The 12,176-nt window shown below is 73.7% G+C and carries 4 protein-coding genes; all 4 read left to right on the top strand.

Annotated features, from left to right (window positions below; all coding sequences use genetic code 11):
- Positions 1–2 precede the first annotated feature (2 nt).
- From ACFU74_RS00670 to ACFU74_RS00655, 4 genes are read left to right on the top strand one after another with little or no spacing between them, the layout of a single operon-like run.
- On the top strand, positions 3–1,832 hold the full coding sequence (locus ACFU74_RS00670; RefSeq protein ID WP_380749504.1) for an amino acid adenylation domain-containing protein: 1,830 nt from the start codon (positions 3–5) through the stop codon (positions 1,830–1,832).
- A 22-nt stretch (positions 1,833–1,854) separates the two neighbouring features.
- Positions 1,855–7,200 (top strand): condensation domain-containing protein, encoded by a 5,346-nt coding sequence (locus ACFU74_RS00665; protein WP_380749501.1) that lies wholly within the window; start codon positions 1,855–1,857, stop codon positions 7,198–7,200.
- 32 nt (positions 7,201–7,232) lie between these two features.
- Positions 7,233–8,180: a 3-hydroxyacyl-CoA dehydrogenase family protein gene (locus ACFU74_RS00660; protein WP_380749498.1), complete on the top strand. Its 948-nt coding sequence runs from the start codon at positions 7,233–7,235 to the stop codon at positions 8,178–8,180.
- Complete coding sequence (locus ACFU74_RS00655) at positions 8,173–12,156, top strand: amino acid adenylation domain-containing protein (protein ID WP_380749495.1); 3,984 nt, start codon at positions 8,173–8,175, stop codon at positions 12,154–12,156. The genes ACFU74_RS00660 and ACFU74_RS00655 overlap by 8 nt, the downstream gene beginning before the upstream one ends.
- The last annotated feature ends 20 nt before the right edge of the window (positions 12,157–12,176 follow it).

Here is a 12,176-nt window from a genome sequence, read left to right as displayed (position 1 = left end):
CGGTGTGGGATGCCTTCCGGAGCCGGGTGGCCGAAGCGCCCGAGGCACCCGCCCTCATCATCGGCGGGGTCTCGCTGACCTACCGCGAGCTCGACCACGCCTCGGCCGGTCTCGCGCGACTGCTGTGGCGGCACGGGCTGCGACCGGGACGGGTCGTCTGCATCCGGACGCAGCAGAGCGCCCTGTCCGTGGTCGCCATGCTCGCCGCACTGCGCACCGGTGCCACCTGGGCGGTCCTGGAACCGGACCTGCCGGTCGGGAGGTTCGAGGCGCTGTGCCGGGACGTCGACTGCGCGGTGGTGCTGAGCGAGGGCGACGACGCCGTACCGGCCTCCGTACTCTCGGCGATGCCCGCGCCACCGACGGTCGTGCACGCGGCGGACCTCCCGCTGGCGCGGCTGATCGAGGCGGGCCGGGAACCGCTCACCGACCCGTACCCACCGGCCCCCGAACAGAGCCCCGCCTACGTCGCCTACACCTCGGGATCCACCGGTGTGCCCAAGGGCGTGATGGTCGGCCGGGGACAGTTCGCGACGTCCATCAGCTGCCGGTGGCCGGTGTACGGCACCGAGCGCGCCGTCCTCCTGATCGCGTTGCGGCTGTCGTTCGACGGGATCCTCGGCGGCATGTTCTGGTCGCTCACCGGCGGTCACACGCTGGTTCTCCCCGACCCCCGGCAGCTCGTGCAGGTGGCCGAGTTCACCCGGCTGGCCAGGGAACACCGGGTGACCCACCTGTTCAACATCCCTTCCTTCTACCGGGCGGTGCTCCAGGATCCCGGCGGCCTGCCCGACACCCTGCGGCTGGTGGTCGTGGGGGGTGAGGCGTGCACCCCCCAGCTGGTGGGCGTGCACCGCGAGCGACTGCCACGGACCCGGTTCGTCAACGAGTACGGCCCCACCGAGACGACCATCGCCTGCACGGTGGAGACCGATCCGGACCCGGCCCGGGGCCGGATCCCGATCGGGCGGCCCTGGCCGGGAACGCGGACCCTGGTCCTGGACGAGCGGCTGCGTGAAGTACCGACCGGGCAGTGGGGCGAGCTCTACGTCGGCGGCTCCCTCGTGGCACTCGGCTACGCGAACCAGCCGGCCCGGACGGCCGAGCGATTCGTCGCGGACCCGTACGGGAAGCCCGGCGGGCGCCTCTACCGCACCGGGGACATCGCCAGCGTCGACGAACGGGGTGCGCTGCACTACCACGGCAGAACGGACGACCAGGTCAAGATCCGCGGGACGCGGATCGAACTGGGTGAGATCGAAAGCGTGCTGGAAGGCCATGCGGACGTGGAACAGGCCGTGGTGCTCTGCGAACCCGCCGGGCAGGACGAGCCGCGGGTGGTCGCCTTCGTCCTGCCGACCCCCGGCAGCGCTCCGCCCGACGCCGCGGAGCTGCGCGCACACTGCCGGAGCCGGTTGATGGAGCAGGCCACGCCGACCCTGTTCGTGCCGGTCGGCCACATGCCGCTCGACCGCAGCACCAAGGCGGACCGGGCCGCACTCCGCGCACTGATCCCGACGGACCGGCCGGCATCCCGCACCACCGCCGGCGGGGACCGGCGCGGGCACCGGCTCGCCGTCGGCCGTATCTGGGCGGAGGTCCTCGGACACTGCGACGCGGGACCGGAGGACAACTTCTTCGCCGTCGGCGGGAGTTCGATCAAGGTCATCGACCTGCACGCCAGGCTGGACGAGCGGTGGCCCGAGGCGCTGCGGGTGGGCGAACTGTTCGACTACGTCACCATCGCGGCCCAGGCGCAGCGCATCGCCGAGCACCTGGGCGAGAGCGCGGAGGACGAGGAACACGCCCCACCGGCCACATACGAGCTCTGACACGCGCGAACGGAGAGGCGACATGAGCGGTACGGGCGTGGCACACGGCAAACCGGCCATCGCGGTGATCGGCATCGCCACGCGATTCCCGCAGGCGGATTCCCTCGCCGCCTTCCGGGCGAACCTGCGGGCGGGGCGGGACTCGGTGCGCCCGATCCCTGCGGAACGGATCCGGAGCACCGGACTCGATCCCCGCCAGGACTATCCGGAACAGGGCTACCTGGAGCGGATCGACCTCTTCGACCACAAGCTCTTCGGGATGTCCCGCCGCGAGGCGGAGGTGACCGACCCGCAGCACCGGCTGGCGCTCCAGCTCACCCAGGAGGCGTGGGAGAACGCCGGATACGCCCCGGCCGGGCTCCGGGACAGCCGGACAGCGGTGATCTTCAGCTCGCCGAGCAACGGCTACGCGCCTCTGGTGCGCGAGCACGGCACGCTCAGCATGAACGGGAACATCCCCTGCGCCCTGCCCGCCAGGATCTCCCACCTCTTCGGTTTCACCGGCCCCTGCTACGGCGTCGACACCGGCTGCAACGGCTCGCTGGTCGCCGTCCACCAGGCGTGCCGTGAACTCGGCGACGGCGAAGCGGACTACGCCGTCGTGGGCGGGGTGAGCCTGCGCCACGTCGTGCCGCCGGTGGCCGCGGTGGCCGACTTCCCCGGCATCGCCTCGCCCACCGCCCGCTCCCGCGCCTTCGACCGTGCCGCGGACGGTGCGGGCGCCGGCGAGGGCGGCGGGGTGGTGGTCCTCACCACGCTGGAACGGGCGGTGGCGGAGGGCTCGTTCATCCACGCCGTGATCCGCGGCAGCGCCGTGCTCCACAACGGCCGGCACGCCGCGACCATCAGCACGCCGAGCGCCCGCTCCCAGGCCGAGGTCATCACCAAGGCGTGGCGCCGTGCCTCGCTGGACCCGACGGACGCCGGATACATCGAGACGCACGGTTCGGGCACCCGGCTCGGCGACGCCGTCGAGGCCGAGGGCCTGGCCCTCGCCCGCCCCGACGGCGACCGTACGGTGAAGGTGGGCTCGGTCAAGACAAACATCGGGCACCTGGACCACGCCGCGGGAATCGCCGGGCTGATCAAGGCGGTGCTCAGCGTGCACCACGGCGAGCTGTATCCCTCGCTGCACTTCGAGGAGCCCGCCGACGAGGTCGACCTCGAAGGCGCACGCCTCGAAGTCGTCACCTCCCTCGGACGGTGGGAGGACGAGACGCGCCGGGCGGGTGTGAGCTCGTTCAGCCTCGGCGGCCTCAACGCGCACTGCGTGGTGGAGCAGCCCCCGGCGACCGCCTCGGTACGCCCCACCGTCGACACACCGCAACTGGTCGCGGTGTCCGCCCGCAGCCGGGCGGACCTGCTCGCCCAGTGCGAGCGGCTGTCGCTCGAACTGCGCGACACCGCCCACCCACTGGCCGACGTCGCACGCACGCTGAACGAAGGCAGGAACCACTACGCCCACCGGGTGTCCGTGGTCGCCCGGGACACCTCGGAGCTCGCGACACGCCTGGCCGCCGAAGTCACCTGGCGTCGGCTTGAGACGCCCGAGGCACCCGAGACGGCTGCCGCCGGCCCCGTGGCCGCACCTCGGGTGGTCTTCCTGCTCTCCGCGGACGCCACACCCGGCGAGCCGCGCGATCAGCTGCCGGACGAACTGCCCGTACCGGGTGACCGCGCCGCGATGGTCGGCGGACAGCTCGCGACGTACCACCGGCTGGTCCAGGCCGGCGTCTCACCGGACGGGCTGATGAGTTCGGGGATCTCCCGCTACACCGCCCGGTACCTGCGGGGCGACCTCAGGGCCGAGGACACCGCCGCACTGCGGCGGGCACGCAGCGGGCAGGACCCGGCCGTGGCGGGCGACCCGCTGCGGGTGGAACAGCTCCACGCGGCGGCGGACGAGCAACTCTCCGACGGCCCCGTGGTGTTCGTGGAGCTGGCGTCCCGCGGCGAGATCGGCGACCGGCTGGCGGCCCACCTCCACGACCGCGCGGACGCCCGTGTGCTCCGTCTGCGCCCCGGCGCCACCGACGCCGACTCCGACGCGGCCGTCCTGGAGCTGCTGGGCCGGCTGTACGAGGCGGGCGCCGGCCCGCACTGGCCGCTGCTGCGAGCCCACCCGTCGGCGGGCCGGGTTCCGCTTCCGGGGCATCCGTTCACCGGCGTACCCTGCTGGGCCGCGCCACTGGACGAGGCGCGGTCCTGCGGCGAGGTGCTCCGTCGACCCACTGCTCCTGCGCCAGCACCAGCACCAGCCGCCGAGGAGCCGGTCCGCTCACCCGGCGGGCAACGGACCGGGAAGTCCCCGACCACACTCGACTGGCTGCGGGAAACCCTCGTCGAGCTGCTGCACGCGGACGAGGTCCCGGCCGACGCGGACTACTTCGCCCTCGGCGGCCACTCCGTCATCGCCCTCCAGCTCCTGGACCGGATACGGGAGCAGCACGGGGTCCGGCTCAAGATGGCGGACATCTACGACCACCCCGTCGTCAGCTCGCTCGCACGGGCCGTCGACGAACGGGCGCGGCACGCGCCCGCGCCGGTGCCGCCGACCGCCCCGGTCGTCCCGGTCGTCCCCGAGGAACCCGACGCCAAGCTGCCGCCGATCGTCCCGGGCGGGGAGCCGGTGCTGTCGTACGGGCAGGAACGCATGTGGTTCCACCACCAGCTCGACCCGACGACCACGCTCTACAACCTCCCCGGCGCCTCCCGGTACCGCGGTCCCCTGGACGTCGGGAAGTTCAGACTCGCCTGGGAGGACCAGGCACGCCACCAAGAGGTGCTGCGGTCCAATCTCGTCGAGACCGACGGCCGGCCCGGACTGGTGATCCGGCCCGAACTGGGCGACTTCTTCGACTACCTGGACGTCTCGGGCGAGGACGACCCGAAGGCCGCGGCGGCCGCGGTCGTCACCTCCGCCATGCGCTGGGTCTTCGACATCGCCGCCGATCCGCTCGTCCGGGTGACCGTCGTGCGGATCGGCGAGGACGACCACATCGTCTGCTGGTGCATGCACCACGCGGTGAACGACGGCTGGGCTCCGCAGATCCACCTGCGGGAGCTGCTGGAGTTCTACACGGCCCGCCTGGAGAACCGTGCCCCCGACGTCGAACCGTTGCCGGTGCAGTACACGGACTACGCGCGCTGGCAGCGCGAGCTGGTCGCCGGCTCCCGCTTGGACGGCGAACTGGACTACTGGCGCGAACGGCTGAGCGCCCCGCCCGCGCTGGAGCTTCCCACCGACCGGCCGCGCCCCGGCCGGATGGACTTCGCGGGTGCCACCCACGGGTTCACCGTCCCCGGCGCACTGGTGCGGCAGCTGCGCGAGGTGGGTGCCCAGGAGACGGCCACGCTGTTCATGGTGCTGCTCACCGCGCTCAAGGTACTGCTGGCGCGCTGGTCGGGCCAACGGGACATCGTCGTCGGCACCTCGACCGTCGGCCGCAGCCGGCCCGAACTGTGGGGCCTGCTCGGCTTCTTCAACAACACCATCGCGCTGCGCTCGGACCTGTCGGGCGACCCGAGCTTCCGCGAGCTGCTGCGCCAGGTGCGCCGGGTGCTGCTCGACGCCCTCGACCACCAGGAGGTCCCGTTCGACAGGGTCGTGCGCGAGGTCGCGGTCGACCGCGACCCGAGCCGCAACCCGCTCTTCGACGTGATGTACGTGCACCAGACGCTGCCGCCGGCCGCCTCCTTCGGCGAGGTCGACACCGGGCCGGCGCACGACCCGGAGCTCATCCCGCACTTCCCCGGACTGCCGCCCGGCACCGCCAAGTTCGACCTCTCGATGGTCGTCGGCGAGCTGGTGGACCGGGACGAGATCGTCGTCATGATGGAGTACGCGACGCAGCTCTTCGACGCCGGCACCGTCGTTGCCATGTGCGAGGCGTTGACGGAGCTGCTGCACGCCGTCGCGGACGACGCGGACAGGTGCCTCAGCGACCTCCCCGGCGGTCCTCCCCCGGCGACCGCAACGGTCGTGGGCCGCCCGGACGCGCCGACTGCCCCGGTGGCCGCCGTCGTCGGCCCGGTCACCACCCCTGGCGCCGCTGCCCCTGTCGCCGCTGCCCCTGTCGCCGCTGCCCCTGTTGTCAGCTGCGTCGAGCTGCGCGGCGAGGTACGGCCCCCCGCACTGCGCGCGGCACTGGAGGAACTGGCGGAGCGGCACGAGGTGTTGCGTGCCAGGACGGCCGGAGCCGTGGGGCACGGCTCATTGCTCGGCGACGGCTCCTTCACCGCCGTGGACGTCTCCGGCGAGAGCGAGCCCCTCTCCGCCGCCAGGAGGATCGCGCGGGCCGAGGCCGCACTCGCGCTCGATCCGGCATCGGGTCGCCGGCTCCACGCGCTCCTCGCGACGACGGGCCCCGCGCACCACGTCCTGCTGGTGACCACCCACCCGCAGGCCTACGACGGTGGCCGTCCGGAGGTGCTGTTCCGGGACCTGCTCGCCCTGTACGGCGCCCGCCTGAACGGACGGCGGGCCGAGCTTCCCCCGCTGTCCGGCGAGCCCGCCGAGCCGTGGACGGGCCCCCGGCGGGAGGACCAACTCACCTACTGGGGAACGACGCTGAAGGGAACGGCCGATGGCGCACCGCCACCGGACCGGGCCCGGCCCGCCCACGGCACCCGTGCCACCGCCACCCTCGGGTCCCGGATTCCCGACGACCTCGCCCGCGCGGTGAACCGTTCCGGGGCCGGGGAGAGCGTGCTGGCGGCCCTCGCCGCCCTGCTCGCCCGGCTGACGGAGACGGACGAGGCGCTCATCGGGCTGACCGGCACCCCGCTTCCCCTCCTGGCCGCCCGCACACGGCTGGATCCCTCCTCGCGGAGCCTGCCGCTGCGTCTGGACCTGGCCGGCGACCCGTCCTTCGAGGAGGTCACCGACCGGGTGAGGCGCGCCATCACCGGGGCGGAACAGCACCAGGACCTGCCGCTCGCCGACATCGTGCGCGTGGCCGGACTGCCCGAAGAACCCGGCAGGGCGCCGCTGTTCGACGTGGCGTACTCCTACCACGTGCTGCCGGCGGCACTCGGCTCGGCGGCCGGGGTGGAGGCGGCCCCCGTGCGGTGGCCCGACGGGGACGCGGGACGGCTCGTGCTGCCGCCCGGCCGCAGCGAGCTGGACCTCTCCTGGTCCGTCGTCGAAGGGCCGGGGCAGGACGAGCTGTCCGTCTCGCTGGACTACCGCACCGAGCTCTTCGACCGGTCGAGTGCACAGGCACTCGTCGAAGGACTGCTCGCGATGCTGCGCGCGGCCACCCGCACCCCGGATGCACCGCTGTCCGGGCTCCGGCCCGTCTGCGCGACGACCGGTACCAGCACACCCGCGGAGCCGGCCCCGGCACGGCTCGCCGACCTCGACTGACCCCTCCCGGCCGACGAAGGAGACCTGCCACAGTGGGCGATCAGACAGATGTTCGACAGGCCGCGCGGACCGTTCCGGCCAGGTCACTGGTCGGCATCGTCGGCGCGGGCACGATGGGGATCGGTGTGGCGCAGTGCTTCGCCGAAGCCGGCCACCCCGTGGTCGTCGTCGACAACGACCCCGGGGCGCTGGCCTCGGGGCCGGCCCGGCTCCGCGCCGGAATCAGGACGGCCACGCTGCAGCGCTGGGGGGCCCGGCAGGCGCGGGCGGGCGGGCCCGCGTCCCGCACCGAGTCCCTCGTGACCTTCTCCGCCGAACTCGCCGGCCTGGCCACCGCGCTCCTGGTGGTGGAGTGCGCCAGGGAGGACGAGGACGTCAAGGAGGGAATCCTCCGCGAGCTGGACCGGATCTGCGGAGCCGAGGCGATCTTCGCGTCGAACACCTCGTGCATCCCGGTCAGCCGCCTCGGGTCCTTCACTGCCCGGCCCGACCGGGTCATCGGCACCCACTTCATGAATCCGGCGCCGCTCAAGGACGCGGTGGAGGTGATCCGCGCTCCGGGCACCAGCGCTCTCACCGTGGCACGCACGGAGGCGTTCCTCGCCCGCGTGGGAAAGCACGCCATCGTGGTGCGCGACGCCCCCGGCTTCGTCACGAACCGGGTGCTGATGCTGACGCTCAACGAGGCGGCCGCCGTGCTCGGCGAGGGAACCGCCGACGCCGAGACCGTGGACCGCATCTTCCAGGACTGCTTCGGTCACCCGATGGGGCCGTTGCGCACGGCCGACCTCATCGGCCTCGACACCATCGCCGACTCCCTGGAGGTGCTGCGCCGGCACACCGGCGAGGACCGCTTCCGGCCCTGCGCCCTGCTGGCCCGTCTCGTCGCCGAAGGCCATGTGGGACGCAAGTCCGGCCGTGGCTTCTACTCGTACTCGCCGCAGCACCTCACCGCGCGGGGAGGAACCGACCATGGATGACCGCCGGGGCGCGGCCACCGCCGCGTCCGGCGCCGGGCACCCCGGTTCGGGGCCCCTCACCCCCGGCGGCCATACCGCCCAGCTCGTGGAGATCCGCGGCGACCTGGACCTCACCGCGCTGGGCGAGGCGGTCGCCCAGGTCGTGGCCGAGAGCGCCGCGGCCCGGGTCCGCGTCGACGGCCGGGAACCGGGCGGGTGCGCCGCACCGCGGACCTCGGACGGCCCGCCGATGCCCGTGGTGGACCTGAGCGCGGAGGCCGACCCGCAGGGCGCGGCCGATGCGTGGACACGCGCGGCCCTCGAAGGGGGAGCGGAGCTCACACGGGGCCGAGCGGGAACCGGGCAGCTCTGGACGGCCCAGGTGTTGCTGCGGCTCGGCCCGGACCACCACCGCTGGTTCCACCAGCACCCCCGGGCCCTTGTCGACCGCTTCGGCTGTGCGCTGATCACCCGCCGGGTCTCCGAGGTGTACACGGCGCTCGTCAACGGCCGCTCGGCCGCCGGCGGCGGCTTGGCCACCCGGGCCCGGCCGGCCCCGGCCGCAGCCCGGTACGCCGGATCTCCCGTCCGGGACGCCGACGGGTTGCGGGCACCGGTGGACTCCCGCCCGGTGAACTCCCGCCCGGTGACACTCGGCACCACCGATGTCGAACGCGTGCGCACCACCGCCCGTCGCGGGGGCGTGCCGACACGGGCGGTGCTGTGCGCCGCCGTGGCGGCCTACACCCACCGGCTGAGCGGCGCCACGGACGTGGTGATCGGCATGCAGGTGGACGGCCGGCCGGACCGGGTGAGCAGGCGCGTCCCGGACGCGAGCGATGACATCGTGCCCCTCCGGCTGACGGTGCGGCCCACCGTCACCTTCGCCGAGCTCGTCCAGGACGTCGCCCGGGAATCCCGCGAGGCGCTCAGGCGCCGGCGGCCGGCCCACCGGGAGTCGTGCCGCGAGGCCGGGGCTCCGGACGAGCCGCCCGGGCCGATCGGGCCGATCGCCGACATCCGCACCCCCGGGGCCCATGTCCGGTTCGGCGAACTGTCCGCGGTGGTCCACGACCTGGTGCCCGAACCGGTCCACGGCATGCGCATCGTGGTCGACGACGCCCCCGTGGGCCGGCGACTGCGCATCGTCTTCAGCGGTGCGGCGGAGCGCTACGGCGCCACCGAACTCGACGCACACGCCAGGTGTTTCGGGCAACTGCTGTCCCTGGCCGTGTCCGACCCGGGGCGCCCGCTGGGCACCTTCGACCTTCCGGCGGCGGACGGTTCGGCGACCGTTCGCCCCCGGACGGCCCGCACGGCCTCGGGAGCACCCCACCGGACGCTCACCGACCTGCTGGAGAGCGCCGCCCTGCGCCACCCCGACGCGGTCGCCGTCGTCAGCGCCGACGACGAGCTCACCCATGCCGAACTCCACGAGCGTGCCAACCGACTGGCCCGGCTCCTGCTCGACCGTGGTGCCGGGCCGGAATCGGTCATCGGACTGCTGCTCCCCCGGCGTGCCGGGACACTCGTGGCGATGCTCGCGGTGCTCAAGACCGGCGCCGCGTACCTGCCGCTCGACCCCGGTTACCCGAGCGAGCGGCTCCGCTTCATGATCGAGGACGCGGAACCCGTCTGCGTGCTGACCGATGCCGCCACCGACCCGTACGCCGCCGGCCTCACGAGCCGGTCGACCACGACCGTCCGGATCGACGACCCCGCGATCGCCGGGGAGTTGGAGCAGTGGTCACCCACCGCGCCGTCAGACGCCGATCGCCCCGAGCCGCTGCGGCCCTCGCACCCCGCGTACGTCATCTACACCTCGGGCTCCACCGGCACGCCCAAGGGGGTCGTGGTGCCGCACCGCGGTGTGGTCGCGCTGGTCGACTGGGCGGCCGCGGAGTTCGGTGCCGAGTCGTTGGCGCACGTGCTGGCGGCGTGCTCCTTCAGCTTCGACGTGTCGGTGGCCGAGGTCTTCCCGGCGCTGGCGAGCGGTGGCCGCCTCGAACTGGTCGACAACCTCCTGTCGCTGCTCGACGGCGACCCGCCGCGCCGGTCGGGCGCTCTGGTGTGGGCCATCCCTTCGGTGTTCTCCAAGCTGCTGGGGACCGGCGGTCTCGACGTGTCGGCCACCACGCTCGCGATGACCGGTGAGGCACTCCCCGCGACCCTCGCCGCGCGGATCCGGGAGTTCATGCCCGGCACCCGGGTGCTCAACGCGTACGGGCCCACCGAAGCCACCGTCCTCGCCACCGCGGCCACCGTCCACGCCCCTGTCCCCCCTGCCCCTGCGGGCGACGGTCCCGTGCCGCAGGGCGCGCCGCCCATCGGACGGCCGCTGGGCCACGTACGCGCCTACGTGCTCGACAGCTCACTGCGCGAGGTGGGGGCCACCCGCCAGGGCGAGTTGTACCTGGCGGGGGACGGCCTCGCCCGGGGGTACCTGCGCCGGCCCGGGCTGACCGCGGAGCGCTTCGTCGCCGACCCCTTCGGGCCGCCCGGCGAACGGATGTACCGGACCGGCGATCTGGCCCGTCGGCTCCCCGACGGGCAGCTCGACTTCCTCGGCCGCACGGACGCCCAGGTCAAGGTCAACGGCTTCCGCATCGAACTCGGCGAGGTGGAGGCGGTGATCGCCCGGCACCCCGCCGTCACCGAGGTCATGGCCTGTGTCCGGAAGGGGACGAGTGGCGATGCCCGGCTCGTGGCCTACCTGGTGCCCGTGGCGGGAGCCCGCCTCCCCGGCCGCGCACTGCGGGACTGGGCGGCCGAGCGGCTGCCGGCCCATCTGGTCCCGGCCGAGTGGGAGGCCGCCTCCGCGCTGCCGCGTACGGGCAGTGGCAAGCTCGACCGCAAGCGGCTGCCGACGGACGTGCGGCCTCTGGAGGCCGACCCTCCGACCACCGACGGAGCGCGGGAGGAGCACGTGGCGCGAGCGTTCCGCGACGTGCTCCGGCTCCCCGACATCGCGACGGACGCCGGCTTCTTCGATCTCGGCGGCGACAGCATCATGTCGATCCAGCTGCTGAGCCGACTGCGCCGGGTGGGTCTCGTCCTCACGGCGCAGGACGTCCTTGAGCACAGGACGGTCGGAGCGCTGGCCCGGGTCGCACGCGAGACGGACACCACGGCCGGCAGGTGGCGAGTCAGCCGTGAGACGTCCGAGCGGACCGGCAGCGAAGTCCTGTTGCCGCTGCGGGAGTCGGGCGACGAGGCGCCGCTGTTCTGCGTGCACGCGGCGGCGGGCTTCTCCTGGGGCTACGCGGGGCTCACCTCGCCGCTCGGCACCGATCGGCCGGTGTACGGCCTGCAGGCCCGAGGCCTGGACGGCACCGACGTCCTGCCGGCCTCCCTCCGGGAGATGGCGGCGGACTACCTGGACCAGGTCAGGTCCGTCCAGCCCACGGGCCCCTACCACCTGCTCGGCTGGTCCTTCGGAGGGGTGGTCGCCCACGAGATGGCGGTGCAACTGGAGCGGAGCGGCGAGTCGGTGGAGACGCTGGCCATGCTGGATGCCTACCCCGCGGGCGCGGGCACCGCCGCCACCACGGCCACGGCCGAGGCCGCGCCGCCCTCGACCGCCGGCCGGGACGTCCTCGCGCTGCTCCTGGAATTCTTCGGCTACGACCCCTCCCGGTGGGCGGGCGAGTCGCTGACGTATCCGCGGTTCCTGGAGATCGCCCGGGTACCGGAGGGAGCGCTGGCCTCGTTCGACGAGCGGCGGATCGCCGCGCTGACCCGGATCATCACCAACAACGTGCGGCTCGCCCACCTGCACCGGCCGCTCCCGTTCGACGGGAACGCCGTGCTGTTCACCGCGCGCGACCACTCGCCCGAGGCCGGGTTCGACCAGTGGCAACCGCTGGTCACGGGGAAGCTCGACGTCCTGCCGGTCGACTGCACGCACAAGGAGATGGGAGGCCCCGCCGTGCTCGGCCGCGTCGCCCGCTCACTCCTCGAACGGTGGGCCGCCGAGGCACCACGGAAGGGTCGGTGAACACGCCGTGAGGAACGAGC

This window comes from Kitasatospora sp. NPDC057500, assembly GCF_042802195.1.
Classification (GTDB): Bacteria; Actinomycetota; Actinomycetes; order Streptomycetales; family Streptomycetaceae; genus Kitasatospora.
This window is presented reverse-complemented; position numbering and strand designations above follow the sequence as displayed.

Coding starts and splice junctions, on each gene's coding strand:
- ACFU74_RS00665 (WP_380749501.1), top strand. CDS start 1,855: ATGAGCGGTACGGGCGTGGCACACGGCAAACCGGCCATCGCGGTGATC.
- ACFU74_RS00655 (WP_380749495.1), top strand. CDS start 8,173: ATGGATGACCGCCGGGGCGCGGCCACCGCCGCGTCCGGCGCCGGGCAC.